This window comes from Frigidibacter sp. MR17.14 (genome assembly GCF_037095735.1).
Lineage (GTDB): Bacteria > Pseudomonadota > Alphaproteobacteria > Rhodobacterales > Rhodobacteraceae > Frigidibacter.
This window is the reverse complement of sequence record NZ_JBAWKD010000004.1, coordinates 152563-178305: the sequence shown is the minus strand read 5'-3', so window position 1 is coordinate 178305 and position 25743 is coordinate 152563. Positions and strand designations below refer to the sequence as shown.

General features: G+C 70.4%; 21 protein-coding genes. 12 read left to right on the top strand and 9 right to left on the bottom strand.

What is annotated here, in order from left to right:
• Nucleotides 1–125 precede the first annotated feature (125 nt).
• Together V8J36_RS13050 and V8J36_RS13045 are read left to right on the top strand one after the other, a co-directional pair.
• Nucleotides 126–848, top strand: coding sequence for a DUF502 domain-containing protein (locus V8J36_RS13050; protein WP_336467732.1), 723 nt, complete (start codon nt 126–128; stop codon nt 846–848).
• Entirely contained in the window at nt 845–1042 is a 198-nt protein-coding gene (locus tag V8J36_RS13045; RefSeq protein ID WP_336467731.1) for a hypothetical protein, read from the top strand. Before V8J36_RS13050 ends, V8J36_RS13045 begins: the two co-directional genes overlap by 4 nt.
• Before the next feature lie 8 nt (nt 1043–1050).
• Here the strand turns inward: V8J36_RS13045 and V8J36_RS13040 are convergent, their stop codons facing one another.
• Nucleotides 1051–2121, bottom strand: a complete 1071-nt coding sequence (locus tag V8J36_RS13040; RefSeq protein WP_336467946.1) for a patatin-like phospholipase family protein — start codon at nt 2119–2121, stop codon at nt 1051–1053.
• A 227-nt stretch (nt 2122–2348) separates the two neighbouring features.
• Nucleotides 2349–3122, bottom strand: a complete 774-nt coding sequence (locus V8J36_RS13035; RefSeq protein ID WP_336467730.1) for a 3-hydroxybutyrate dehydrogenase — start codon at nt 3120–3122, stop codon at nt 2349–2351.
• 490 nt (nt 3123–3612) lie between these two features.
• On the opposite strand from V8J36_RS13035, the gene V8J36_RS13030 reads away from it, so the two are divergent.
• Nucleotides 3613–5439, top strand: coding sequence for an extracellular solute-binding protein (locus tag V8J36_RS13030; RefSeq protein ID WP_442902491.1), 1827 nt, complete (start codon nt 3613–3615; stop codon nt 5437–5439).
• 155 nt (nt 5440–5594) lie between these two features.
• On the opposite strand, the gene speB is transcribed toward V8J36_RS13030, so the two are convergent.
• Nucleotides 5595–6560, bottom strand: coding sequence for an agmatinase (speB, locus tag V8J36_RS13025; protein ID WP_336467729.1), 966 nt, complete (start codon nt 6558–6560; stop codon nt 5595–5597).
• Nucleotides 6561–6672: 112 nt separating this feature from the next.
• Here speB and V8J36_RS13020 point away from each other — a divergent pair, with 112 nt between their 5' ends.
• From V8J36_RS13020 to V8J36_RS13005, 4 genes are all read left to right on the top strand, one after another.
• A complete protein-coding gene (locus tag V8J36_RS13020; protein WP_336467728.1) occupies nt 6673–7992 on the top strand; it encodes an NAD(P)/FAD-dependent oxidoreductase in 1320 nt (439 codons plus the stop codon).
• Between the two features lie 90 nt (nt 7993–8082).
• A complete protein-coding gene (locus V8J36_RS13015) occupies nt 8083–8829 on the top strand; it encodes a cytochrome c biogenesis CcdA family protein (RefSeq protein WP_336467727.1) in 747 nt (248 codons plus the stop codon).
• A gap of 129 nt (nt 8830–8958) precedes the next feature.
• Nucleotides 8959–9672, top strand: coding sequence for a hypothetical protein (locus V8J36_RS13010; protein ID WP_336467726.1), 714 nt, complete (start codon nt 8959–8961; stop codon nt 9670–9672).
• A 19-nt stretch (nt 9673–9691) separates the two neighbouring features.
• Nucleotides 9692–12241, top strand: coding sequence for a methyl-accepting chemotaxis protein (locus tag V8J36_RS13005; protein WP_336467725.1), 2550 nt, complete (start codon nt 9692–9694; stop codon nt 12239–12241).
• Nucleotides 12242–12396: 155 nt separating this feature from the next.
• Here V8J36_RS13005 and V8J36_RS13000 read toward each other — a convergent pair whose 3' ends face one another.
• The 5 genes from V8J36_RS13000 to V8J36_RS12980 form a co-directional block, all read right to left on the bottom strand.
• Nucleotides 12397–13137: a cobalamin biosynthesis protein CbiX gene (locus V8J36_RS13000; protein ID WP_336467724.1), complete on the bottom strand. Its 741-nt coding sequence runs from the start codon at nt 13135–13137 to the stop codon at nt 12397–12399.
• Nucleotides 13138–13211: 74 nt separating this feature from the next.
• Nucleotides 13212–15425: a hybrid sensor histidine kinase/response regulator gene (locus V8J36_RS12995; protein ID WP_336467944.1), complete on the bottom strand. Its 2214-nt coding sequence runs from the start codon at nt 15423–15425 to the stop codon at nt 13212–13214.
• 5 nt (nt 15426–15430) lie between these two features.
• Nucleotides 15431–16606: an FIST N-terminal domain-containing protein gene (locus V8J36_RS12990; RefSeq protein WP_336467723.1), complete on the bottom strand. Its 1176-nt coding sequence runs from the start codon at nt 16604–16606 to the stop codon at nt 15431–15433.
• 94 nt (nt 16607–16700) lie between these two features.
• Nucleotides 16701–17393, bottom strand: coding sequence for a response regulator transcription factor (locus V8J36_RS12985; RefSeq protein WP_336467722.1), 693 nt, complete (start codon nt 17391–17393; stop codon nt 16701–16703).
• Between the two features lie 174 nt (nt 17394–17567).
• Nucleotides 17568–19331 (bottom strand): PQQ-dependent methanol/ethanol family dehydrogenase, encoded by a 1764-nt coding sequence (locus V8J36_RS12980; RefSeq protein WP_336467721.1) that lies wholly within the window; start codon nt 19329–19331, stop codon nt 17568–17570.
• Nucleotides 19332–19566: 235 nt separating this feature from the next.
• On the opposite strand from V8J36_RS12980, the gene V8J36_RS12975 reads away from it, so the two are divergent.
• Complete coding sequence (locus V8J36_RS12975) at nt 19567–20565, top strand: ABC transporter substrate-binding protein (RefSeq protein ID WP_336467720.1); 999 nt, start codon at nt 19567–19569, stop codon at nt 20563–20565.
• A complete protein-coding gene (locus V8J36_RS12970; RefSeq protein ID WP_336467719.1) occupies nt 20565–21197 on the top strand; it encodes an ABC transporter ATP-binding protein in 633 nt (210 codons plus the stop codon). Before V8J36_RS12975 ends, V8J36_RS12970 begins: the two co-directional genes overlap by 1 nt.
• A 380-nt stretch (nt 21198–21577) precedes the next feature.
• Here V8J36_RS12970 and V8J36_RS12965 read toward each other — a convergent pair whose 3' ends face one another.
• Complete coding sequence (locus V8J36_RS12965) at nt 21578–22171, bottom strand: tetratricopeptide repeat protein (RefSeq protein WP_336467718.1); 594 nt, start codon at nt 22169–22171, stop codon at nt 21578–21580.
• 141 nt (nt 22172–22312) lie between these two features.
• Between V8J36_RS12965 and V8J36_RS12960 the strand changes: the two genes are divergently transcribed.
• The 3 genes from V8J36_RS12960 to bmt form a co-directional block, all read left to right on the top strand.
• Complete coding sequence (locus V8J36_RS12960; protein ID WP_336467717.1) at nt 22313–22627, top strand: DUF1476 domain-containing protein; 315 nt, start codon at nt 22313–22315, stop codon at nt 22625–22627.
• Between the two features lie 110 nt (nt 22628–22737).
• Nucleotides 22738–24618 (top strand): phosphatidylglycerol lysyltransferase domain-containing protein, encoded by a 1881-nt coding sequence (locus V8J36_RS12955; RefSeq protein WP_336467716.1) that lies wholly within the window; start codon nt 22738–22740, stop codon nt 24616–24618.
• A 136-nt stretch (nt 24619–24754) separates the two neighbouring features.
• The coding region (gene bmt / locus V8J36_RS12950; RefSeq protein WP_336467715.1) for a betaine--homocysteine S-methyltransferase at nt 24755–25743 on the top strand (989 nt) is incomplete at its 3' end.

Genomic DNA, 25743 nt, shown 5'->3' with positions numbered 1-25743 from the left:
GAGGCGCGCCTCCCCCCGCACCTGCCTTCGGCCCCCTCGCCCGGCGGCCCCGCTTGGCCATTGTGCGGGGCCGGCGGTCATCCTAAGGTCCGGCGGCCAGGCGATTTCCGCGACCTCCCAAAGCGATGACCGAAGACAAGCCCCAGATCCCGCCCCTCATCCCGCCCCCGCATCCGCCGCGCCGCCACGGCTTCTTCGGCGCGCTGCGGGCGTCGTTCCTGGCGGGCCTGGTGGTGATCCTGCCGATCGCACTGACGATCTGGCTGATCTGGTCGGTCACCGGCTGGATCGACGGCTGGGTGCTGCCGCTGGTGCCCTACCGCTTCCGGCCCGAACACTACATCGGCATCGACCTGCGCGGGGTCGGCGTCATCTTTTTCCTGCTGTTCACCATCATCATCGGCTTCTTCGCCAAGGGCTTCTTCGGCCGTTCGCTGATCCGGCAGGCCGAGGCGCTGGTGGACCGCATGCCGATCGTCCGCTCGGTCTATTCCGGGATCAAGCAGATCGCCGAGACGATCTTCGCCCAGAACGAGACCTCGTTCGACAAGGCCTGCCTCGTCGAATATCCGCGCACCGGGGTCTGGGCGCTCGGCTTCGTCTCGACCGTCGCCAAGGGCGAGATCGCCGCGCGCTCGGCACCGGGCGACCCGCTGATCTCGGTCTTCGTGCCGACGACCCCGAACCCGACCTCTGGCTTCCTGCTCTATGTGCCGGAAAGCCAGGTGAGCTACCTCGACATGTCGATCGAGGATGCGGCGAAACTCATCATCTCGGCGGGTCTCGTCTACCCGCCGCCGCGCCCGGCCCCGGGCAGCGACCCTTCCAAGGAGACCGACCCAAGATGACACCGATCCGCATCGCAGCCCTTCTCGGCGCGGGCCTTGCCCTGACCGCCTGCAACGGCCCCATCGGCGGCGTCGGCGCCTTCGGCAACAGCGCGCCCGCGCCGGCCTACACCACCCCCGCGCCCAGCGCGCCGGTCTTCACCCCCGACGTGATGCCGACGCAGGAGTCGATCTCGACCACCTCGCTCGGCTGAGCGCCCGCTCAGCCGAACATCTTCACGATGTCGACCGAGGCCGTCTCGCCGATCAGGCGGGCGTCCTTCTTCAGGAAGGCCTCGGCAGCCTCGCGCCCCGCGGCCTTCAGCTGTGCAAGCAGGGTCGGCGTCGGCAGCAGCTTGGTCATCGCCGACAGAGACTGCATCAGCGCGTCGTCGGCGATCATGTGCACCCGCACGTCCTTCATCGCGCCCTTGGCGACGATGCCCTCGGCGATCAGGCGCTTGACGAAGCCGATGGCGCGAAGTTCACGCAGAAGCGACGCATTGAACGATATCTCGTTGACCCGGTTCGAGATTTCCTGCGCCGTCACCGGGATGTCCTCGCGCACCAGCGGGTTGATGTTCACGATCACCACGTCGTCGGGCAGGTCGCGGTCGTAAAGCGGGAACAGCGCCGGGTTGCCGGCATAGCCGCCGTCCCAATAGGCCTCGGTCCGGCCGGTGACCGCGTCCGGGATCTCGATCGCCTTGAACAGCGTCGGCAGGCAGGCCGAGGCGAGGATCACCTGGGTATCGACCTCGCCATCGGTGAAGACCCGGATCTTGCCGGTGCGGACGTTGGTGGCCGAGACGAAGAAGCGCGGGCCGTCCTTGGCGCAGACCTTGTCCCAGGCGAAGGCGTCGACGACCTTCTCCAGCGGGTTCTGCCACATCGGCAGGTCGTAGGGGCTGACCGCCGTCGTCATCGCCTCGAAGATCGGGAAGGGGAACATCGCTTCCAGCATCTTGGCGGTCATCGCCGGGCCCGGCAGGAAGGTCATCATCCAGTGGCCGACCGACAGGTCGGGGATCGCGCCCATCTGCTCCCAGAGCCAGTCGAGCGTCGCCCGCGCGCCCTCGCGACCGCCGGTCGCCCAGCCCGATTTCAGCGCCGCGCCGTTCAGCGCCCCGGCAGAACAGCCCGAGATCGCCGCGATCTCCAGGCTTTCCTCTTCCAGCAGCCGGTCGAGCACCCCCCAGGTGAAGGCGCCATGCGCGCCCCCGCCCTGAAGGGCCAGGCTGATGCGCCGCGGCCCGTCCGCGAACAGCGGCGCGGGCCTTCCGGCATTGGCCATCGCCTCGGCCCCCTCGGGGGTGACCGGGCTGCCCGAGGCGCCGCCGCCCTGCCCCTCGCCGGTCAGCACCTTCGCCGCGCGCTTCGACGCGGCCTTCGGGGCTGGCTTGGCGCCTGCTGCCGCAGCGCGCGGCTTGCGAGGCGGCTTCGCGGCTGCGGGCGCCGCCGCCTTGCGGGGACGGCGTGCGGGTTTGTCGCCGGATTTGTCCTCGGGCGTGTCCTCGGCCATCAGAGCGCGGTCCAGCCGCCGTCGACCGAGATCGTGGTCCCGGTGATCTGGTCGGCCGCGGCCGAGCACAGGAAGACGGCGGTGCCGCCCATCTGTTCGACGGTGGCGAACTGCTTCGAGGGCTGGCGGTCGAGCATCACCTTCTCGATCACCTCGTCGCGGCCCATGTTGTTGGCCTTCATCTGGTCGGGGATCTGCGCCTCGACCAGCGGCGTCAGCACGTAGCCCGGGCAGATGGCGTTGCAGGTGATCGGCTCGCGCGCGGTTTCCAGCGCGACGGTCTTGGTGAAGCCGACGATGCCGTGCTTGGCCGCGACATAGGCCGACTTGAAGGGCGAGGCGGTCAGGCCGTGGGCGGAGGCCACGTTGATCACCCGCCCCCAGCCCGCCTTGCGCATCACCGGCAGCGCGGCGGCGGTGGTGTGGAAGGCCGAGGTCAGGTTGATCGCGATGATCGCGTCCCATTTCTCGACCGGGAACTGGTCGACGGGGGCGACGTGCTGGATGCCGGCGTTGTTCACCAGGATGTCGCAGGCGCCCGCCTTTTCGATCAGCGCGCGGCATTCGTCGCCCTTCGACATGTCGGCCTTGATGTAGCGCACGGTGACGCCGAATTCCGCCGCCAGCTCTTCGGCCAGCTTGTGATCCTCGTCGCGGTCGGTGAACGAGTTCAGCACGAGATTGGCGCCGGCCTTGCCCAGTTCGCGCGCAACCCCGAGCCCGATGCCCGAGTTCGATCCGGTGACGATGGCGGTCTTCCCTTGCAGCGACATGGCATCCTCCTGCGTGTCGGTTCGAGCGAAGGATAGATGCCGCAGGCGCGAAGAACAGGGCAAAGTCGCACAGGCCCGCGGTCCGCGCCGCACCGCGGCGTCCCGCCGGTGGACCGGGCGGCAGACCCGGCGACGCCCAGCCGGCGACGGCACGGCGCAGCCCCGCGACGCCAGGGGCCGGGCCGGCTCCCTCACCGAAGGGTGATGACGCTCTCTAGGGGAGATTCTCTGCCGCTTGGCAAGGCACGGACGCGCCCCAGCCGCACCCTGTCGCGGCCCTTGCGAACAAGGCAAAAAAAAGCGCCCGCCGAAGCGAGCGCCAAGTCGTTGAGGCAGGTTTCATACAGGCAAGAAACCTATCGAGCAGTGGGGCCGTTATACCGCTATCCTCCGGCGGGTCAAAGCTAAAAGTTTGAAACCCAACGGTGCGGGGGGTAGCCTGCCCCGAAACAGAAGATGGCAGGCTGGGACTGTTCCCGAAATGAAACCAATGACTTTTCACGCTCACCAAGGCGTGATTCTCCGTGCGCAATCGCGGTTTGCGGCCTTCGGGGCCGCGCTGATCCTGTCGGTGCTGCCGGCGCTGGCCGAACCCACCCACGGGATCGCGATGTACGGCGCTCCGGCCCTGCCTGCGGACTTCGATCATTTGCCCTACGCGAATCCCGACGCCCCGAAGGGCGGGCGCATCGTCTATGGCGAATCGGGCAGCTTCGATTCCCTCAACCCCTGGATCCTAAAGGGCCGCGCGCCCTGGGGCATGGGCCTGCACGTCGCCGAGACGCTGATGATGCGCTCGATCGACGAGCCCTTCACGCTCTACGGTCTGCTGGCGGAAAGCGTCGAGACCGACGAGGCGCGCAGCTGGGTCGAGTTCACCCTGCGCCCCGAGGCCCGGTTCTCGGACGGCTCGCCGGTCACGGTCGAGGACGTGATCTGGAGCTACCAGACGCTGGGGACAGAGGGGCATCCGCGCTATCGCACCGCCTGGACGCGGGTGAAGTCGATCACCTCGCCCGGCCCCGGCAGGATCCGGATCGAGTTCACCGAGCCCGACCGCGAGCTGGCGCTGCTGATGGGAATGCGGCCCGTGCTGAAGAAGTCGCAGTGGGAGGGGCGCGATTTCGCGGCCTCGGGCATGGAGGTGCCGATCGGCTCGGGCCCCTATGTCGTGGCGGCGGTCGATCCCGGGCGCTCGATCACCTTCCGCAGGAACCCCGACTGGTGGGCGAAGGACCTGCCCCTGACCCGCGGCCTGCAGAACCTCGACGAGATCCGCTATGACTACTTCGGCGACGGCGGCGTGGTCTTCGAAGCGTTCAAGGCCGGCGCGGTCGATGTCTGGCGCGAGACCAACGCGGCGAAATGGGCGCGCGAGTACGACCTGCCGGCCGTGGCCTCGGGCGAGGTGGTGAAGGAAGAGATCCCGCACCGCCGCCCCTCGGGCATCACCGGGCTTGCGTTCAACACCCGGCTGCCGGTGTTCCGCGACTGGCGGGTGCGCGAGGCGCTGACGCTGGCCTTCAACTACGGCTTCATCAACCGCACGGTGAACGCGGGCGACGCGCCGCGGATCGCGTCCTATTTCTCGAACTCCGAACTGGCCGCGGCCGCGGGGCCCGCGACGGGCCGGGTGGCAGAGCTTCTGGCCCCCTTCGCCGCCGATCTGCCGCCCGGCACGCTGGAGGGCGAGCCCCTGCCCGCCGGCAGCGACGAGCCGGTGAACCGCGCCGACATGCGCCGGGCGATCAAGCTGCTGCAAGAGGCGGGCTGGACGGTGCAGGACGGGGTGCTGAAGGATGCCGCCGGCACGCCGTTCCGCTTCGAGATCCTGCTGGCGCAGGGCGCGGCCGAGACCGGGCAGGTCGTCGACATCTACCTGCAGTCGCTGGCGCGGCTGGGGATCGTGCCGACCGTCTCGACCGTGGATGCCGCGCAATACGTGCTGCGCACGGACAGCTACGATTTCGGCATGGCCTGGTACACCCGCGCGCTGTCGCTGTCGCCGGGCAACGAGCAGCGGCTGTACTGGGGATCGGGCGTGGCGGATCAGCCGGGAAGCCGGAACTGGATGGGGATCGCCTCGCCGGCGGTGGACGGGCTGATCGCGCATATGGGCGAGGCGACGGACCCGGGCGAGTTCACCGCGACGGTGCAGGCGCTGGACCGGGTGCTGACCGCCGGGCGCTGGGTGATCCCGGTCTGGTATTCGCCGGTCGACCGCATCGCCCACAAGGCGCGGCTGCACCACCCGGAGACGGTGCCGCTTTACGGCGACTGGCCGGGGTTCCTGCCCGAGGTCTGGTGGTCGGAGTGAGGGCACCGGCGGGACGGCAGCGAGGGGGGCTCTGCCCCCGTCCCTTCGGGACTCCCCCGGGATATTTGGACCAATGCGAAAGCGGGCAGAGGGGGCTCCGCCCCCGCCCGTTCCGGGCTCCCCCGGAGTATTTTCGCCAAGCCGGAAAGGGACGATCAGCCCTTGCGGCGGGTCCAGCCCCAGAGGCAGATGAGTTCGAGCGCGACATGGGCGCCGGCGATGGCGGTGGCGCCGGAGGGGTCGAAGGGCGGCGAGACCTCGACCACGTCGCCGCCCAGCAGGTTGATGCCCGCAAGGTCTCGCAGGATCGCGGCCACCTGCCAGCTGGCGAGCCCGCCCCAGACCGGTGTGCCGGTGCCGGGCGCGAAGGCGGGGTCGAGCGCGTCGATGTCGAAGGTCAGATAGCAGGGACGGTCGCCGACGATGGCCTTGATCCGTTCGGCCACGCGGGCGGCGCCCTGTTCATGCACCTCGCGCGCGGGGATCTGCGCGATGCCCAGCGTGTCGGGATTGTCGGTGCGGATGCCGACCTGCACCGATCGGGCCGCGTCGACGACGCCGGTCTTCACCGCCTTGTAGAACATCGTGCCGTGGTCGATCCGGGTCAGGTCGTCATCGGCCCAGGTGTCGGAATGGGCGTCGAAATGGATCAGCGGGATGGGCCCGTGCGTCTCGGCATAGGCCTTGAGGATCGGGTAGGTGATGTAGTGATCGCCGCCGAGCGTGATCGTGCCTGCGCCCTGCGCGAGGATGCCCCGGATATGGGCGGTGAGCGTGTCCGGGAAATCGGCGACCTTGGCATAGTCGAAGGCGAGGTCGCCCGCATCGGCGATGGCGAATTCGGTGAGCGGGTCGTAGCCCCAGCCGAAGGGCGCGTCGAAGGCCATCAGCGTCGAGGCCTCGCGCACCGCGCGCGGCCCGAAGCGGGTGCCGGCGCGATGGGTCACCGCCTGGTCGAAGGGCACGCCGGTGATCGCGAGGTCGATGCCCGCGAGGTCCTTGGTGTAGCGGCGGCGCAGGAAGCTGGTGGCGCCGCCGAAGGCATTCTCGAAGGCGAGCCCGCGCGGATCGGGGCGGGTGAAGGCCATGTCGACCTGCGTTTTCGCATCTTCCAGTGCCATCCGTCTGCTCCCTCTGGCGGTCCGCTTCCTGCCTAGGCGAGGGCCGCGCGCCCCGCAAGCCGCAGCTTGCCCCGCCGCTTGCACCGGCCGGGTCGCGGCGCGACAAAGGCGCATGAAGCGCCTGCATGCCCCGCCCGCCTATGACCCCGCCTTCCCGGCCAGCCACTGGGCGCGCTCGGTCGCGCTCACCGCCGATGCGCCGCTGGCGGGCGCGGCGCGCTGCGAGGTCGCGGTGATCGGCGCGGGCTATGCCGGGCTGAATGCCGCGCTGGCGCTGGCCCGCGATCATGGCAGGGGCGTGCGTGTGCTGGAGGCGGCCGAGACCGGTTGGGGCGCTTCGGGGCGCAATGGCGGGTTCTGCTGCATCGGCGGCGCGAAGCTGTCGGGGGCGCAGGTCGCGGCGCGGGTCGGGGCCGCAGGCGCCGCGGACTGGGCGCGCTGGCAGCGCGCCGCCATCGACCATGTCGCGGGGCTGATCGACGCCGCTGGGATCCCGGCCCGGCAGGGGCCCGAGGGCGAAGTGCTGCTGGCCCATTCTCCGCGCGCCTGGAACGCCTTCGTTGCCGAGGGCGAGGGCGAGCTGGTGCCCCGCGCGGCGCTCGCCGAGCGGGGTCTCGCGGGGCCCGCCTTCTTCGGCGCGAAGATCACGCCCGAGGGCTTCCCCCTCGACCCGATGACCTACCTGCAGGGGCTGGCGCGGCTCGCGCGCGCCGCCGATGTCGTGCTGCATGGGCAAAGCCCGGTGACGGGCCTCGCGCCCTGCCGCGACGGCTGGCGGCTGACGACGCCCGGCGGCGCGCTGGTCGCAGGGCAGGTTCTGATCGCGACCAACGGCTATTCCTCCGAGGACCTGCCGGGCTGGATGGCCGGGCGCTACATGCCCGCCTTCTCGGCGGTGATGGTGACGCGGCCGCTGAGCGGGCCCGAACGCAGGGCGCAGGGGTTCACCACGCCGCTGATGTCCTATGACAGCCGGGTCCTTCTGCATTACTTCCGCCACCTGCCCGACGGGCGGTTCCTGTTCGGCATGCGCGGAGGGCTCTCGGCCCGCGCCGTGCCCGAGGCGCGCACCCATGCCCGCGTCGCGCGCCATTTCGCCACGCTGTTCCCGGCCTGGGCGGGGGTCGAGGTCGAAAGCCGCTGGTCGGGCCTCGTCTGCCTGACCGGCAGCCTTGCCCCCTATGTCGGGCCGGTGCCGGGGGCCGAGGGGCTCTACGCGGCCTTCGGCTGGCACGGGAACGGCGTGGCGGCAGGATCCTACGGCGGACTGCAGGCGGCGCGGCTGATGGCGGGCGCCGCGTCGGACCGACCGGCGCTGATCGCCGCCCCGCCCGCGCGCCTGCCCGGGCCGGGGCGGCTGCGGCGCGCGGGGCTGGCGGCGAGCTATCTTGGCTATGCGCTGAAGGACGGGCCGCTGCCGGCACGGGGCTGACAGGCCATCCGGGCGCACCCGCGTCAAACGCTCGCGTGAGCCGCGCGCATTCCGGATGACGCGCCGGGGCGGTTCGGCTATGGCAGGGCCATGTTCGGGATCGACCTCATCGACGCCTCCTTCCTGCCTGCCGCGCTGGTCGCGCTGCTGGGCGGCGTGCTCTCGTTCCTCAGCCCCTGCGTGCTGCCGATCGTGCCGCCCTACCTTGCCTACATGGGCGGGGTCGGCATGACCGAGATGCAGGGCGGTCGCAGCCGTCGCCCGCTGGCCGCCGCGGCCTTCTTCGTGCTGGGCCTCTCGACGGTCTTCCTGTTCCTGGGCTTCACCGCCTCGGCCTTCGGGCGGTTCTTCCTGCTGAACCAGGACTGGTTCAACACGCTGGCGGGCCTTCTGGTCATGGCCTTCGGCCTGCATTTCCTGGGCATCGTCCGCATCGGCATCCTCGCGCGCGAGGCGCGGATCGACGCGGGCGACCGTGGCGGCTCGGCCTTCGGGGCCTATGTTCTGGGCCTGGCTTTCGCCTTCGGCTGGACCCCCTGCATCGGCCCGCAGCTGGGCATGATCCTGTCGCTGGCCGCGCAGGACGCGAGCCTTGGCCGCGGGGCCGCGCTGCTGGCGATCTATGCGCTGGGCCTTGGCATCCCCTTCCTGCTGGTTGCGGCCTTCTTCCCGCAGATGGGCCCGGTGCTGGCCTTCATGAAGCGCCACATGGAACGGATCGAGCGGATCATGGGCCTGCTGCTGTGGACCATCGGCCTGATGATGCTGACCGGCGGCTTTTCGCAATTCTCGTTCTGGCTGCTCGAGACGTTCCCGGGCCTCGCCCAGCTTGGCTGACACTGGTTAACGCCCCGGTCACCAAGCCCTTACAATTTTTCCGAAATTAAGCCGGTCGCAAGCATCGCGGCGCTATCCCGTTCCCAAGCCGGGGCACTTCCGCCCCCCCCCTTGGAACCGGAGACCGCCATGACCCTGCACAGCTTCCGCCTGCCCGCCATCGCGCTGCCCGCGATCGAGATGCCCTCGATCGAGATGCCGGTGCTCGAGATGCCCGTCCTTGCCCTGCCCGAATGGCGCCTGCCCCGCCTTGCCCGCCGCCGGCTGATGCTGGGCCTGGCGCTGGGGCTGGCGACGCTGGTCCATGCCCCTGCCCCGGCCCGCGCCGCCGAGGCCGCGAGCGAAACCGCGCTGCGCGCCGCGGTGACCGAAACGATCGCGCCCTGGGCGCAGGACAAGATCATCCTGTCCGCCCTCGCCGCCGCCAACACCCAGCGCGAAAGCCTGACCCCGGCCGCCATCGAGGGGCTCGACGCCACCTGGGCCGCCGAGACCAAGGCCAGCACCCATCCGACCATCGACGCCGTGATTGCCAATCCGGTGGCCGACTTCCTGCGCGAGCATCAGCACGCCGCGCAGGGCCGCATCGTCGAGGTGATCCTGATGGACAATCACGGGCTCAATGTCGCGGCGACCGACGTCACCTCTGACATGTGGCAGGGCGACGAGGCGAAATTCACCGAAACTTTCCCGAAAGGAGTCGGTGCCATGCATTTCGGCGAGGTGGACTTCGACGACTCGACAGGCCTGCTGGTCGTGCAGGTCTCGTTGACCATCGTCGACCCCGCGACGAACCAGCCCCTGGGCGCGATGACTGTCGGCTTCGACGCATCAAGCCTCTGACCCGGAAACGAGAGCGCCGATGTCCCCAGACCAGCGCCTGCAGAAACGCCCGTTCTTCCATTCCGTGCTCGCCCGGGCGGGCATGCTGATCACCGGCTGCTGTCTGGCGATCATGCTGGTGGCCGCCTGGCACGATGCCTCCAGCACGGGCGGCACCGCCCGCGACTTCACGGAGAACCGCGGGCATCTGGTCAGCGAGCTGGTGGCGGCGGATGCCGGCGCGGCGCTGCATTTCGGCAAGCCCGAGGCGTTGGACGAGATGATCCATACGCTCTTGTCGAAAAGTGACGGGATCATCACCGGCATCGGGCTCTACGGGGTCGACGGCAAGGCCATCGCCACCCGCGGCACATCGGTCCCGGCCATGGCAGAGGCGGCGCGCAGGGCCCTGGCCGACACGGCCGACGTCATCGAGGATAAGGACAACCAGCTGCATGCCCGCGCGGCCTTCTTCGGCAAGGACCGTTCGGTCGCCGGGGCGGTGGTGATCCTGACCAGCATGGATGCCACCATGGCCGCGATCCGCGGCGCGCAGATATTCGCCTTCGTCAGCGGCGGGGTGATGCTGCTGGTGACCCTGGCCGTCACCATCCCGATCTTCCGGCTGATGATCTCGAAGCCGCTGCTGCAGGTCGATGCCGCGATGCGCCGCGTGGCCTCTGGCGACCTCGCCTCGGAAGTGCCGCACCGCAGCCGGCGGGACGAGATCGGGGCGATCGCCGGGTCGCTCGAGCGGTTCCGCCAGTCCCTGTCCGAGGCCGAGGTCGGCATCCGCGACGGGCGCTACAAGGGCGCGGCCTTCGAATCGAGTGCCGCGGCGATGATGCTTTGCGCGCCGGACCTGTCGGTGCGCTATGCCAACGCCGCCGCGGCGACGCTGCTGGGCCAGCTGGCCGAGGCGATCCGGTCGCGCATGCCCGGCTTCGATGCCCGCGCCCTGGCGAACACCCAGCTCGACCAGCTGCTGGCCGTCGGCGGCGGCGGTGCCCTGCGCCCCGAGCAGATGCGCTTCCCGGCACGGATCGAGCTGCGGTTCGGCCCTTCCCATGTCGAGATCGAGATGAACCAGGTCAGCGATGCCGACGGGGCGCTGATCGGCTATGTCGCCGAATGGCGCGACATCACCGAGCAGATGCGCTCGGCCGCGGTGCTGGCCGGGATCGACAGCGCGCAGCTGCGTGCCGAGTTCGATGCCGAGGGTCGGCTGCATGCCGCGAACGAACGCTTCGCGACCGCTTTGGGCCAAGGTCTCGAGGCGCTGCGGGGCCAGACCTTCGCAGACCGGATCAGCACGGTCGGTGGCAGCCCGGGCACGCTGATGCAGCAGTTGCGCGACGGGCGAACGGTCAGCGGCGAGCTGTCGCTGCGCCGGCAGGACGGACGCCAGACGGTGGTCTCCGGCAGCTTCTCGGGCGTGCGCAACGCGGCGGGGCAGCTGCGGTCGCTGGTTCTGATCGGCTCGGACGTGACCGAGGCCCTGGCCCAGCGGGCCGAGGCGGACAGCCGGCGCACGGCGATGGAGACCTCGCAGCGGCACGTGGTGGAAGAGCTGCGCCAGGGGCTCGAACGGCTGGCGCGTGGCGATCTGTCCACCAAGATCGACAGCGCCTTCGACGCCGACTACGAGGCGCTGCGCGGCTATTTCAACTCGGCCACCGAGCAGCTTTCGAGCGCGATCCAAGGGGTCGTCGACAATGCCGAGGCGATCCGCAGCGAGGCGCGGGAGATCTCGTCGGCGGCGGACGACCTCAGCCGCCGCACCGAACAGCAGGCGGCCACGCTGGAAGAAACCGCCGCGGCACTGGACCAGCTGACCTCCTCCGTGCGCTCTGCCGCGGATGTCGCGGGCCAGGCAAACCGGATGGTCGAACAGGCGAAGGGCAATGCCGAGACCTCGGGCAAGGTCGTGCGCGAGGCGGTCGTCGCCATGAGCGAGATCGAGGAAAGCTCGGGCAAGATCAGCCGGATCACGGGCGTGATCGACGAAATCGCATTCCAGACCAACCTTCTGGCGCTGAACGCCGGGGTCGAGGCCGCACGCGCCGGTGAAGCGGGTCGGGGCTTCGCGGTCGTCGCCTCGGAGGTCCGCGCGCTGGCGCAGCGCTCCTCGGAAGCGGCGCGCGAGATCGCCGGGCTGATCTCCGCCTCGTCGCATCAGGTCAAGCGTGGCGTCGATCTGGTGGGTCAGGCCGGTGAGGCACTGACCGGGATCGAGACCTCGGTGACCGAGATCTACAGCTGCGTTGCCGACATCGCCGCCTCGGCCCGCGAGCAGTCCGCCGGGCTGGGCGAGATCAACACGGCGGTGAACCAGCTCGACCAGGTCACCCAGCAGAACGCCGCGATGTTCGAAGAGACCACGGCGGCGAGCCATTCGCTGAACCGCGAGGCGGAAACCCTGACGACGACGATGGCGCAATTCTCGACTGGCCGCGCCGCTGCGCAGATCGCCCGCGCAGCGCCCGCGGTTCCGCCCCGGCCGGCAGCATCGAAGCCGGCCCCCGCGCGGCGCCTGACCTCTCTTGCCGTCAAGTCTGAACCCGCCACCGGGGACTGGGAGGAGTTCTGATACCGTCGGGCACGGCCTTGGCCCCCGGTGGCGCAGCGAACCTTGCGCAGCACGCGCCTCCTCGCTGCGCAGCAATTCCACCCGTTCAACCGGTTGGCCGGCGCTCTGGCGAAATGCGGCTTTGCAGCATGGGCCGCGCAGCGCGCGTGCGAGGCTCAGGCGTCCGCGATTGAGGCGCGGATCGCGGCCGCGACCAGCGCCGGCGCCGCGGCGGCAAGACCGAGCGCCGGCAGGCAGATTCCCGGGAAGCCGGCCTCGGTCAGGGCCTTCGGCAGGTCATCCTCGACATGGCCGCCGCTCGCGGCAAAGAACGGCAGGCAGAGGCTTTGGGCCGGCCAGCCGCGCGCCTCGGCGATGCGGGGCGATTGGTCGATGAAGGCCGGTGCCGCCGCGGCAAGGCCGAGCCGGCCAGCCAGGTCGGCCGCGAACCGAGCAGCGATCTCTGCCGGCGCGGCCGACTTGAACGAGCCATGCGCCGCGAGCAGCAGATGGCTTTCCCCGGCCGCCCATCCGGCGGCGCCCAAAGCCTGCGTCAGCAACTCGACCGCCAGATCCGGAAGCGCGTCCAGAATACCGAAGGGCGGCAGGATCCGCACCGCCTCGGGACCCAGCCCCGCTTCGAGCAGACGGGCCGGAAGCGCCGTGCGCGTGAACCAGCCCGGGGCCATGAACATCGGGAAGACACGGACCGGCCCTGCCCCGTCGCCCAGCGCCGCCGCCGCCCGCTCCAGCCCATCGGCCTCCGCGAGCGTGGCCGAGGCGACACGGGTACCGGCGGGCAGGCCCTCCGCCACCCGCGCGGCGAAGCGCGCCAGCGCCGCCGCGGCCGGCGCCGGATCGGAGGGCTGTCCATGGGCAACGATCATCACGCGGGCGGGCATCACGCTGGAGGGCATCGGGTCCTCGGGCACTGCAACGGTTCACGCCCTGATATGCGCCGCGCCGCGCCGCCATCAACCCCTTGGCGCGCCTACAAAGAGATCGGCGCCCCCATCACGAAGCTCTCCAGCGCCTCGGTCTCGATCGGCTTGTACAGAATTTCGACCCCCGCCGCCGCGCAGGCCTTCGCGACCTCGGTCGAGCGGTTGGCGGTGACGATCCGCACCGGCCGCGGCCCATAGCGCGCATGCAAGAGCCGCACCGTCTCGATCCCCGAAAGCCCCTCGCCCAGCTGCTGGTCGACCAGCATCACGTCGGGCACGATGCCGATCTCTTCCAGCAGCTCCAGCGCCTCTTCCCCGGACGAGACGTTCAGCACCGCCACCCCCCATTTCTCGAGCAAGAGCGCCATCGCCCGCTGCAGCTCGGCATCGTTCTCGACCAGCAGCGCGATCCGTTCGCCGGGGCCGAAATCCTCGGCCGGTTCCGGCAGGTCCAGCCCCGCAACCGGCGCATCGCGCCGCGCCACCGTCTGCGTCAGCCCGAGCGAAAAGCAGGTGCCGCGCCCCGGGGTCGAACGCAGATCGAGCGGGTGGCCCAGAAGCGCGCAGGCCCGCTCGACGATGGCGAGGCCCAGCCCCATCCCTTCGGAGGCAGAGGCACGGGCATTCAGCCGGTGGAACTCGCGGAAGATCGCTTCCTGCTCATGTTCGGGGATGCCCGGGCCGGTGTCGTGCACCTCGATCCGCAGGCCGCCGCCGCGCCGCCGGGCGCCGACCAGCACCCGGCCGCTCTGGGTATAGCGCACCGCGTTGCCGATCAGGTTCTGCAGGATCCGCCGCAGGTAGGTCGCATCCGACGAGACCGTCGCCGAACAGGGCAGCACGTCGATGCGGATGCCCTTCTTCGCGGCCAGCGGCGTGAATTCGTCGCGCAGCTGCGCCAGCATCGGGCCCAGCCGGACCGGCCCGACCTCGACCGCCGCCTTGCCCGATTCCAGTTTCGAGATGTCGAGCAGCGCGCCGAGAATCCCCTCGACTGAGATCAGCGCGTTCTGCGCCTTCTCCAGCGTGGTGCGCGCCTTCGGACTTTCGACGTCATCGGCGACCGAGGCCACGAACAGCTTCGCCGCCGACAGCGGCTGCAGCAGGTCATGGCTGGCGGCGGCGACGAAGCGCGACCGGGCGGCATTGGCGCGCTCGGCATTGGCCAGCGCGTCCTCAAGATCCAGCGTCCGCTCCATCACCCGGGCTTCCAGCGTCTCGTTGGCGCGGGCCATGGCCAGGATCGCCTCGCGCTCGCGGGTGATGTCGGTGAAGGACATCACGAAACCGCGGTCCGGCATTTCCTGCGCCGAGACGTCGATGATCATCTCGGTGCCGCGGCGGATCTCGAACCCCAGACTCGGGCGCGGGCTTTCGCGGCGCACCCAGTTTTCCAGCACCGCCGCATCCGCCCCGGCGCCGAAGACGAATTCCGACCGGGCGCGGTCCAGCAGCATGTCGAACCCGACCCCGACCCGCAGGCGGTTCAGCGGGATCGCCAGCAGATGCGCCAGCCGCTGGTTCCAGCCCACCAGCCGCAGGTCGCCGTCGAAGATGCAGACCCCCTGGCTGATGTGGTCGAGCGTCGCGCGCACGATCCGTGCCTGGTCGTCCAGCAGCTTGCCACGCTCGTGCCGCTCCATCCGGATGATGTCGGTCACGTCGGTCTGCAGGATCACCGTGCCGCCGTCGCGGGTGCGGTGTTCTGACACCTGCACCCAGCGGTCCCAGATCATGCGGACGTTGAAGATCACATGGCGGTCGTGATGGCGCTTCATCCGCCGCTCGCCCCAGGCCTCGGGCCCCTCGCCCTCGGGCAGTTCGAGGAAGCGCGAGCGGCTGACCATCTCGATATACTGCTCGAACCGCAGGCCGGGGCGCAGCCGCTCGCGGATATCGAGCATGTGCATCCCGAAGCGGGAGTTGCACATCACCAGCACATCCTCGGCATCGAAAAGCGCAAAGCCCTCCTGGATGGTCTCGATAGCATTGGCCAGCGACTGGCGCGCGGTCTCGGTCGCCCGGCTGGCGGCAGCAAGGCGCGCGTTCGATTCGTTCAGCAGGTCCAGCGCGCGTTCCAGATCGCGCGTGCGCTCGCGCACCTGATCTTCGAGGATCGCGGCGCGCTGGAACTGCGCATAGGCCGCCCCCTGGCTGTCGGACGCCTGCTCGACCTGCCGCATCAGCACGTTGCAGATCTGCAGCAGCTTTTCGGTCCGCCGTTCGGGCGGGTCGGCCGGGTTGATCAGCCCCTCGCTCAGCATCGTCATTCCGCCTTCCCGCCTCCCGGAGGATAGAAGGCGATGCCGGTGAAGGTCTGGTTGACATGCATCGCGCCGCGCTGCTCGCCATAGGTCGAGAAGCCGCGGACGTTGAAGCGCCGGAACAGCTCGGACAGCTTGCCGTTCATCTGCTTCTGCTCGGCCTCGAGCCGGCGCAGGATGCAGTCGCAGCCAAGGATCGCCTCCGGCGCGCCGGGCTCGCAAAGCGCCGCCAGCTCGCCCGCCAGATGGTCGGCCATGTCCGAAGGCTCGGCCACGGTCAGCACCAGCCCTTCGTCGATGGCGGCGAAGAACACGAGATCGCCGTTCTCGGCCACCTGCTGGATCGCGCGCACATGGTGGCGACCGCCGACGCGCACCACCAGCGGGTGGGCCGCGAAGGTGAAGGGGGTCAGCTGGTCAGGGTCCTTGCCAAGGATGCGGGCATATTCCCGCGCCGCGGGCTCGGCATTGATCTGGCGCACGATGCGCCGGGCGGGGTCCGCCTCTGTCACCACCATGCGCAGTTCGGTGGGCACGAGGTGGTCGAGGTTGAAGACCCGGATCGGGCAGTCGGTGCGCACCAGCGACAGGACGGCGGCATTCTTCAGAAGCTGGCCGCCCTGCAGGATCAGCGTCTCGCGGAAGCGGGTGCCGTCGCCGGCCGAGCCGCCGAACAGGGGCACCGGCCCCAACCCCTGCGCCAGCGCGGCCGCCAGTTCGTCCTCCTTCACCGACAGCCCGTCGACCAGCAGGAAGGCGAATTCATGGGTGAACCCGCGCGAGCGGCGGGCCAGCGACTGGCGGGTGCGGACAAGGCCGGTGGCAAGGTCCTGCGGGTCGAAATCGTCCAGATCCGGGATCGGCACGGTTTCCGCCGCGAAATGCGCGGTGGGCAGGCCGACGGCGACGATCGTGCCCTCGTCATAGCCGCGCTCCGAGATCTCGCCGGCGGTGGTGCATCCGACGATGCGCACACCAGGCATCGCCTGCGCAAGGCTGGCGCGCAGGCGCGAGAAATCCGTTTCGGGCGAAAGGAACAGCAGCACCAGCGCGAAGGGGCCCGGTCCCAGCCGCTCGGCGATCAGCCGCCCGGCATCGGGCCGGAACGCCGGCACGTCGGCGCTGCGGATCAGGTCGGTCACGGCGGGCGGCAGCGCCGCCTGCGCATGTGCTGTCATCGGGTCCCTCCCCCCAAGGTCACCCCGGGAACCAGATCGCGGCGCCGTCCCCTCCCCGGTCGGGCACCCTCGGTCGAACGACCATCGGCGGTTTTCAATCCTCGGGCAAGAGGTTCGCGAAGCTGGCTTCCTGTGCCAGAAGCACCGCCTGCGTGCGGCTCTGGACGCCCAGCTTGCGCATGATCGCAGTGACATGCGCCTTCACCGTGGTCTCGGCGATCTGCAGGTCCCAGGCGATCTGCTTGTTCATCCGGCCCGCGCAGATCAGCTGCAGGATCTTGGCCTGCTGGCGGGTCAAGAGCGACAGCCGGATGATCGCCTGTTCGCGCGGCGAGGCTTCGCCCTCGTCGCCGTCGAAGGCGCCTTCGGGGGCATGGATGCCGCCCTTGGCGATGGTGTCGAAGGCGGCGCGGAACACCTCGCGCGGGGAATGCTTGGGCACGAAGCCGGTGGCGCCGGCGCGGATCGCGGCGCGGATCACCCGCGGCTCGGCCAGCGAGGACACCACGACGATCGGCGTGTCCAGCGCCGCGGTGCGCAGCCGGATCAGCCCGTCGAGCCCGTTGACGTCCGGCAGGTTCAGGTCGAGCACGATCACATCGGGCATCGGCGCGCGGGCGACACGGCCCAGCGCCTCTTCAAGGCGGCCCACCGTCTCGATCTCGGCGATGCCCACCGCCGCGCTCAGCGTCATCGAGAGCGCGTCGCAGAACAGCGGGTGATCGTCGACGATCAGCGCCGAATGCAGGCTCCGCTCCATCGTCATCGCCGGCTTCGCTTCCATCATGGTCCGTCCAGTACTTGCATCACGATCCTGTCATGGGAACGCTACCAGAGCGAGCCCCCGCCGCGACATACCCCTTAGGTCTTATGTCCGCGCCGCCCGCCGCTGCCCCCCGTACATGCGAACGCCCCCGGGGGAGGGATCCCGGGGGCGTTGCCTGTCAGGAAGCGGGGGACGTCAGTTGGACGCCATCGCTTTCGGCAGCTTGAAGGTCCAGACCATGCCGCCCTGGTTGAGGTAGTTCACCTTCTTGGCGACCTCGCCGCCCCAGAGCGGAACCGCCCCGCCCCAGCCCGAGACGACCGAGACATACTGCTCGCCGTCCTGTTCCCAGGTGATCGGCTGGCCGACGATCCCCGAGCCGGTCTGGAAGCTCCACAGCTCCTCGCCGGACTCGGCATCAAGCGCCTTGAACTCGCCTTCCGGCGTGCCGAAGAACACCAGACCGCCGGCGGTGTTCATCGTGCCCCCCCACAGCGGCGAGGGGTTCTTGTATTCCCACTTGATGTCGCCGGTGTTCGGATCGATCGCCTTCATCGAACCGATGTAATCCTCGAACAGCGGCTTGATGGTGAAGCCGGCGCCCAGGTAGGCCGCGCCCTTCTTGTAGGTGATCGGCTCGTTCCAGATGTCCATGCCCCATTCGTTCGAGGGAACGTAGAACAGCCCGGTCTTCTGGCTGTAGGACATCGGCATCCAGTTCTTGCCGCCGAGGAACGAGGGCACGGCGAAGATCTGCTGGCCCTTCTCGCCGTCGGCCGCCTTGGCCGGATCACCGGGACGGTTGTCCTCGTTGTAGACGGGGCGACCGTCCTTGCCGATCTCCTTGGCCCAGGTGATGTTCTTCACGAAGGGCGTGGCATGGACGAAGGCGCCGTCCTCGCGGTTCAGGACGTAGAAGAAGCCGTTGCGGTCGGCGGTGCCGAAGCGCTTGTTGCCGTCCTTGTCGACGAAGGGTACCACTTCGTTCACGCCGTCGAAGTCCCAGCCCTCGCGCGGCGTGGTCTGGTAGTGCCACTTGATCTCGCCGGTCTTCGGATCGATCCCCAGGCGCGAGGCGGCATAAAGGTTGTCGCCCTTGTTGCCTTCGGTCGGCGTGCCCGCGTTGCGCAGGTGGCTGTTCCAGGGCGAGGGGTTGCCCGCGCCGAAGATCAGCGTGTCGGTGTCGGCGTCGTAGGAGCCGCCGAGCCAGGTCGCGCCGCCCCCGGTTTTCCACATGTCGCCCGGCCAGGTCGCGTTCAGCGTCCCGGTCATGGTCGACTCCTTGCCGTTGAGGGTGCCCATGTTCCCCTCGATCGTCGGACGGGTCCAGACGATCTCGCCGGTTTCGGCATTGCGGGCCTGCACCTCGCCGACGATGCCGAATTCACCGCCCGAGTTGCCGGTGATGACGAGGCCGTCCACGATCAGCGGCGCCGCGGTGTAGGAATAGCCTTCCTTGTATTCGGCGATCTTCTTGTTCCACTTCACGTCGCCGGTCTTGAGGTCCAGCGCCACGATGCGGGCGTCGAGCGTGCCGAAGTAGATGTTGTTGCCGTAGATGGCACCGCCGCGGTTGATGACGTCGCAGCAGGGCAGGATGCCTTCCGGCAGGCGGGCATCGAACTGCCAAAGCTCCTTGCCGGTCTTCAGGTCGATGGCCCAGAGACGGCTGTAGGAGCCGGTGACATACATCACGCCGTCATAGACCAGCGGCTGGGTTTCCTGGCCGCGCTGCTTCTCGCCGCCCAGCGAGAAGGCCCAGGCGGGAATTAGGTTCTTCACGTTGGTCTTGTTCAGCGTCTCCAGCGGGCTGTAGCGCTGCAGGCCGCGACCCATGCCGTTGGTCAGCACATTGTCGGTCGAGGTCGCGTCGTTCGCGAGATCCTGCTCGGTCACCTCGGCATGGGCGACGCCCACACTGAGAAGGGCCGCGACCGCGGCCATCACGAATCTGTTCATGCTTTCCTCCCTCTCCAAACCCGCGGTTCCCGGCCGCGGGGAGCACTGCCTCATAACGACACCGTGAGCCTTCGCGGGGAATTGCACATTGGTCGTACGACTCCGGCGGCCCTTGACAGCACCGCTTCAGCATGGTCGCGCCGGCCTAAACGCGGGCTTAACGCCCCTCCCCCATAAGTCCTATGTCGCCCCCCTCGCGCGGGGCCTAGACTGGCCGCGTCAGGGGGAGGAGACCATGACCATCGCCATCCGTTTCCGCGGCGCGTTCCGCCGCATCGCCGTGGGGGCCCTCGCCTCTGCGGTCTTCGCGCTGCCCGCCGCGGCGGCCGACCTGCCGGTGCTGAAACTGGGCCTGCAGCTCTCGGGCACCGTCAACTGGGAGGTCGACACCATCCGCCACGAGGGCTTCGACCGCGCGAACGGGATCGAGCTTCAGGTGCAGGACGTGGCCGTCGGCCCCGCCGGACAGGTGGCGCTGCAGGCCGGAGAGGTCGACGCGATCGTCTCGGACTGGCTCTGGGTGGCGCGGCAGCGCGCCGATGGCAAGGACCTGGTCTTCATCCCCTATTCGCGCGCCGTCGGCGGGCTGATGGTGCCCAAGGACAGCCCGGCCAAGACCCTTGCCGACCTCAAGGGCGGCAAGATCGGCATCGCCGGCGGGCCGGTCGACAAGAGCTGGCTGATCCTGCGCGCCTATGCAGAGCAGCAGGAGAAGATCGACCTCGCCGCCACGACAGAGCAGGTCTTCGGCGCGCCGCCCCTGATCTACAAGGCCGCCCTCTCGGGCGAGGTGCAGGCGGCCCTGAACTTCTGGCATTTCGGCGCCAAGATGCAGGCCGCCGGGATGCGCGAGCTGCTCTCGGTCACAGAGGCCGGCCGCGCTCTGGGGCTTGATCCCGACACGCCGCTGCTGGGCTATGTGCTGCGCGGCGAGGTGGTGCGCGATCATCCCGAGGTCGCCAAGGCCCTCGCCGCCGCCTCGAAACAGGCCAAGGAGCGGCTCGCCACCTCGGCCGACGCCTGGGACCGGCTCCGCCCGATGATGAATGCCGAGGACGATGCCCAGTTCGAGGCGCTGAAGGCCGGCTACATCGCCGGGATCCCCGCGGACGGCCCGGTCAGCGAAGAGGCGGCCGGCAAGATGCTGGCACTGATGGCCTCGCTGGGCGGCGAAGAGCTGGTGGGCAAGGCTACCACTCTGCCCAAGGGCGTGTTCTGGACGCCGGGAAGCTGATGTTCGACGGTCCCACCCCGGCGCGTCCGCTTGCGCTCTCGCTCGACATCCGCCGCGCGGGGCCCGGTGGGGCGGTGCTGGGGCCGATGCGGCTCGAGGTCGCGGCCGGCGAGACGGTGGCGCTCACGGGGCCCTCGGGCGTCGGCAAGACCACGCTGTTGCGCCTTGCCGCCGGGCTCGACCGCGCCTTCGACGGCACGCGCCGCGCCGCCGCCCAACTGGCGGTGGTGTTCCAGGAACCGGCGCTGCTGCCCTGGCGCTCGGCGCTCGACAACCTGACGCTGGCGACCGGCATCACCCCCGGACGGGCCGAGGACTGGCTGGCGCGGGTCGGGTTGCCCGGACTGGGCGCGCGCTTTCCCAACCAGCTCTCGCTCGGCCAGCAGCGGCGGCTGTCGCTTGCCCGCGCCTTCGCCGCAGAGCCGGATCTGCTGCTGATGGACGAACCCTTCGTCAGCCTCGACCAGGCCACCGCCGAGGCGATCCTGGCCCTGTTCGAGGATCTGCGCGCCGACCGCGAGGCCGGGCAGCCGCTCGCCACCCTGCTCGTGACCCATTCGGGCACCGAGGCGCGGCGGCTTGCCACCCGGATCCTCGCCCTGACCGGCAGCCCCGCGCGCCTGACCGGCTGACCGCCTCGCGCGGCCGGGGCGCGCTTCGCCTCGTCTGTCCGGCCCGACCTACCCCCCAAAAAAGGGACAGACGCAGGGCCGAGGGTGAGTTCCTTTCCTGTTGGTTCACACGAGAACCGCCTATGCCGGAAAAAGGATAGGACCCTGCGCGACCGATCCCGGTGTGATCACTCGGCGTCGAGACGGGACGGTGCCTTCGGCGCGCGGACCCTCCTGCCGGCGGCACGCGCCACCTTGGCTTCGGCGAGGGGCACGCTACGCCGCAGCGGCAAGGGAAACGGCCACGCAAAACAGGCGGCATGGCGCGGCGACCGCTCAGGATGGAGATATCGCCCGGCGCGACGCGGTCCGCGCCCTCCCGTGATCACGCCCGCGCCGGCTCAGAACACCGGACGGTATTTCCAGTTGTCGGCATCGGGCGTGATCTCATCGAGGTCGTAGCCCGCGCCCCGCAGCCGCTGCGCGGCGGAAATTCCCGCCTCGGCCGCCCGATCCACCAGCCGCTGCCCCTCGGCGACGTCGCGCGTCGTACCCCAGCCGCGGATCAGGTCGACGCCGTGGTTGAAGGCGCCGACCGGATCGCCCGCCTCGGCGGCGCGGCGGTTCCACTCGGCGGCGCCCGCGCTGTCCATCGGACCGCCCAGACCGTTGTCCTCGAGCTGGCTCATCCAGGTCATCGCGCCGGTCCAGCCCTGCTCTGCGCAAAGCTCGAACAGCTCGCGTGCCATGGCGTGGCGCCCGGATTTGGTGACCAGATACCCCGCCGAGCAGGTCATCATGTCCGCCTTGCCCTCGCGGACATTGTCCATCACATGCGACAGCGACAGCTCCTGCGGATTGAGCGTGCCGGCCTCGCCCTCCTCGGTCTCGACGGTGCCTTCGGCGGCCGAGGGCAGCCCCCCGGCCTGCGCCGCCGTCGCCATCAGCGTCGGCCCGGCCAGCAGCGCCGCGAACACCAGTGCAAGCTTGTCCATCTGCGATCCTCCCGTCGCGCAGGCTAGCATGCCCCGCCCCCGACGGGCGACCCGCCCGTGGTCGTAGACGCCATGCTTGCGCGACGCGGCGACGGGGATCATCCTGAGCACAGGGAGTTGCAGCCTTCGGGGAGGATGGCCATGACGACTTTCGATGACCGCGAACGTGCTTTCGAGACCAAGTTCGCCCATGACGCCGCGATGCAGTTCCGCGCCACGTCCCGCCGCAACCGGCTGGTCGCACTCTGGGCGGCGGAGCTGATGGGCAAGTCGTCCGACGAGGCCGCAGACTATGCCGCCGAGTTGCAGCGCGCCGACATGGCCGCCCCCGGTCAGGACGACCTGCTGCGCCGCCTGACCGCCGACCTTGACGGGCGCGCCGACGAACAGACGATCCGCGGCCGGATGGAGCTGTGCCTCGACGAGGCCCGTGCCCAGATCCTCGCCGAGATCTGAGCCGCCGCAAAACCGCCGCATTTCCGCCGTGAAATCGTCACCAGCCGATTAACCCGGCCTGAACCTGACTCGCCGCACTCCCGTCGCATCACGGGTGAAGGGGAACGGCGATGCGACACAGGGTTCGGGGACTGACGGCGGCGATGCTGGCCACGGAACTGCCGCTGCGGCGGATCGCGCTGCAGCAGGCGCTGCCGGTCGTGGCGCTGGGGGCGCTGATCCTGGTGCTGGGCGGGCGCGCCCGCGCGCTCGATCCGGTCGCGCTCTGGCAGGCGGTGGCCGCGGTCGAGCTGCCGCACTGGATCGGCGCGGCCTCGGCCACGCTCGTCAGCTTCTGGGCGGTGTCGCGCTATGACCGGATGGCGCATGCGCTGCTCGACACCGGGGCCGATCCGGCCCGCGCCGGCGCCGCCGGGGCAGCCGCGATCGCCGTTGCGCAGACGCTGGGCTTCGGCCTGCTGACCGGCACGCTGACCCGCTGGCGGATGCTGCCCGAGCTTGGCCTGAAGGGCGCCTTCGCCGTCACCGGCCTCGCGAGCCTGCTGTTCCTGGCCGGCTGGGCCGCGATCGCCGCGCCGGTCTGGCTGCTGCTTGGCCCCGAAACCGGTCACGACGGCGCCGACCTTGGCGCGCTGGCGGCCGGTCTGGTGATCGCGCTGCTTGGCGGGCTGGCGCTGGCCAGCGCCGCCGGGCTGCGCCTGCGCGGCCGCCGCCTGCCGCCGCTGGGGTTGATCGTCCGGCTTCTGGCGGTGGCGGCCCTCGACCTCGGGGCGGCGGCGCTTGCGCTCTGGTGGTGCCTGCCGGCCGGGCTCGGCGCGCAGATGCTGCCGGCGATGCTGCTGGCCTTCGCGGCGGGCCTCGTCTCGGGCACGCCCGCCGGGCTTGGCGCCTTCGAGGCGGTGTTCCTGTCGCTGCTGCCCGAGCAGCCGGCCGAGCCGCTGATCGGCGCGATCCTCGCCTGGCGCGCCGTCTATTTCGCCGGTCCTGCGGTGATCGGTGCCGCCACCGCGTTGCTCTGCCCGCCGCGCCCCGCCCGGCCGGTGCTGATCCTGCATCCGCGCGGCACGCCGGCCACGGATCGCCGCGCCCCGGCCGAGATCCTGCTGGGCCGGCAGGGCGAGCACCGGCTTGCCGAATGCACCACCGCGCGCCACCAGTGGCTGCTGGCGGAAACCGCGCAGTGCCAGGTCGCGCTCTTTGACCCGGCGCCCGCCGCCTTCGCCGCCCTGCAGGCGCCGCTGACCGCCCGTGCCCGCGCGCTCGGCCGCATCCCCGTGCTCTACCGTATCGGGCCGCGGGCCGCCGCCCGCGCCCGCACCGCGGGCTGGCGCCTGCTGCGCATCGGCGCCGAGGCCGTTATCGCTCCGGCGGCTTTCGATCCCGCGACGCCCGCCCATGCCGGGCTCAGGCGCAAGATCGCCAAGGCCCGCAAGGCCGGCGTCACGATCGAGCGTCTGGCCCCCGGAGCCCCGCTGCCGCTGGCAGAGCTGGCCGAGGTCGCCGCGCATTGGGCCCGCGCCCGGGGCGGCGAGCGCGGCTTCTCGACGGGCCGTTTCTGCCCGGACTACCTCGCCGGGCAGCAGGTCTTCCTCGCCCGCTCGGGCGGTCGGATCCTCGCCTTCGCCAGCTTCCACGGCGGCCCGCGGGAATGGACGCTCGACCTGATGCGCTCGGGCCCCGACCTGCCCGACGGCACGCTGCAGGCGCTGATCGTCGAGGCCATCGCCGCCGCCCGTGCCGCCCGCATCCCGCGGCTGAGCCTCGCCGCCGTCTCGGCCGCCGCCGATCCCCGCGCCCCCGGCCCGCTCTGGGCCCTTGCCCGGCGCCTCGGGCTGGGGCGCGAGACGGCGGGCCTTGCGCAGTTCAAGCGCGCCTTCGCCCCGGACTGGGAACCGCGCTACCTCGCCGCCCCCGGCCCGGTCGCGCTGCTGGTCGCGGCCGTCGAGATCACCCGCGCCGTGCACCGGCCCGAGCCCCTCGGCAGGCCCTGATCCGCTTCGGCTTGGCCGAAATACTCCCGCCGGAGGCGTCCGCGGCCGATGAAGGTCGCTTCCGGATTTGCCATGCCGGGCCGGGCATGGCATGGCTCGGGAGAGGACGGCAGGTTTCGGCCGAACGGAGGACCCGATGCAGAAGACGACCACCCCCGCCACCGACCGGCTGTCGCAGATGCTGGCCAAACGCGACTGGCTGCTGGCCGATGGCGCGACCGGGACCAACCTCTTCAACATGGGGCTGACCGCGGGCGAGGCGCCCGAGCTGTGGAACGTCGACCGCCCCGACAACATCCGCAGCCTTTATCGCGCCGCGGTCGAGGCCGGATCGGACCTGTTCCTGACCAACAGCTTCGGCGCCAACGCAAGCCGCCTGAAACTGCACGCCGCCGAATCCCGCACCCGCGAGCTGAACCGTGTCGCCGCCGAGCTTGGCCGCGAGATCGCGGATGCCGCGGGGCACGAGGTCGTGGTCGCGGGCTCGATGGGTCCGACCGGCGAGATCATGGAGCCGATGGGCAGCCTGACCCGTGCCGGCGCCATCGAGATGTTCCACGAACAGGCCGAGGGGCTGAAGGAGGGCGGCGCCGACGTCCTCTGGGTCGAGACGATCTCGGCCCCCGAGGAATTCGAGGCCGCGGCCGAGGCGGCGCGGCTGGCCGGCATGCCCTGGGTCGGCACGATGAGCTTCGACACCGCAGGGCGCACGATGATGGGCGTGACCTCGGCGCAGCTCGCGGCGCTGGTCGAGCGCCTGCCGCATCCGCCGCTGGCCTTCGGGGCGAATTGCGGCGTCGGCGCCTCGGACCTGATGCGCACGGTGCTGGGCTTCGTCGCGGCCGGGTCCGAGCGGCCGGTGGTGGCCAAGGGCAACGCCGGCATCCCGCGCTATCACGACGGGCACATCCATTACGACGGCACGCCAGAGCTGATGGGCGATTACGCGGTGCTGGCCCGCGACGCGGGCGCGCGGATCATCGGCGGCTGCTGCGGCACCATGCCCGAGCATCTGCGCGCGATGCGCCATGCGCTGGAGACGGTGCCGCCGGGGCCCCGCCCGACGCTGGACGAGATCGCGGCGCGGCTTGGCGGCTTCTCCTCGGCGGCGGACGGCACCGGGCC

Bases quoted from the DNA above. Each gene is read 5' to 3' on its own strand.
- V8J36_RS13040 (WP_336467946.1), bottom strand. From the start codon at position 2,121: ATGGCCAATGCCGGAAGGCCCGCGCCGCTGTTCGCGGACGGGCCGCGG.
- V8J36_RS12990 (WP_336467723.1), bottom strand. From the start codon at position 16,606: ATGACAGCACATGCGCAGGCGGCGCTGCCGCCCGCCGTGACCGACCTG.
- V8J36_RS12955 (WP_336467716.1), top strand. From the start codon at position 22,738: ATGCGACACAGGGTTCGGGGACTGACGGCGGCGATGCTGGCCACGGAA.
- V8J36_RS12985 (WP_336467722.1), bottom strand. From the start codon at position 17,393: ATGATGGAAGCGAAGCCGGCGATGACGATGGAGCGGAGCCTGCATTCG.
- V8J36_RS13050 (WP_336467732.1), top strand. From the start codon at position 126: ATGACCGAAGACAAGCCCCAGATCCCGCCCCTCATCCCGCCCCCGCAT.
- V8J36_RS12980 (WP_336467721.1), bottom strand. From the start codon at position 19,331: ATGAACAGATTCGTGATGGCCGCGGTCGCGGCCCTTCTCAGTGTGGGC.
- V8J36_RS12960 (WP_336467717.1), top strand. From the start codon at position 22,313: ATGACGACTTTCGATGACCGCGAACGTGCTTTCGAGACCAAGTTCGCC.
- V8J36_RS13000 (WP_336467724.1), bottom strand. From the start codon at position 13,137: ATGCCCTCCAGCGTGATGCCCGCCCGCGTGATGATCGTTGCCCATGGA.
- V8J36_RS13030 (WP_442902491.1), top strand. From the start codon at position 3,613: ATGACTTTTCACGCTCACCAAGGCGTGATTCTCCGTGCGCAATCGCGG.
- V8J36_RS12975 (WP_336467720.1), top strand. From the start codon at position 19,567: ATGACCATCGCCATCCGTTTCCGCGGCGCGTTCCGCCGCATCGCCGTG.
- V8J36_RS12965 (WP_336467718.1), bottom strand. From the start codon at position 22,171: ATGGACAAGCTTGCACTGGTGTTCGCGGCGCTGCTGGCCGGGCCGACG.
- V8J36_RS13010 (WP_336467726.1), top strand. From the start codon at position 8,959: ATGACCCTGCACAGCTTCCGCCTGCCCGCCATCGCGCTGCCCGCGATC.
- V8J36_RS13045 (WP_336467731.1), top strand. From the start codon at position 845: ATGACACCGATCCGCATCGCAGCCCTTCTCGGCGCGGGCCTTGCCCTG.
- V8J36_RS13035 (WP_336467730.1), bottom strand. From the start codon at position 3,122: ATGTCGCTGCAAGGGAAGACCGCCATCGTCACCGGATCGAACTCGGGC.
- V8J36_RS12970 (WP_336467719.1), top strand. From the start codon at position 20,565: ATGTTCGACGGTCCCACCCCGGCGCGTCCGCTTGCGCTCTCGCTCGAC.
- V8J36_RS13020 (WP_336467728.1), top strand. From the start codon at position 6,673: ATGAAGCGCCTGCATGCCCCGCCCGCCTATGACCCCGCCTTCCCGGCC.
- speB (WP_336467729.1), bottom strand. From the start codon at position 6,560: ATGGCACTGGAAGATGCGAAAACGCAGGTCGACATGGCCTTCACCCGC.
- V8J36_RS13005 (WP_336467725.1), top strand. From the start codon at position 9,692: ATGTCCCCAGACCAGCGCCTGCAGAAACGCCCGTTCTTCCATTCCGTG.
- V8J36_RS13015 (WP_336467727.1), top strand. From the start codon at position 8,083: ATGTTCGGGATCGACCTCATCGACGCCTCCTTCCTGCCTGCCGCGCTG.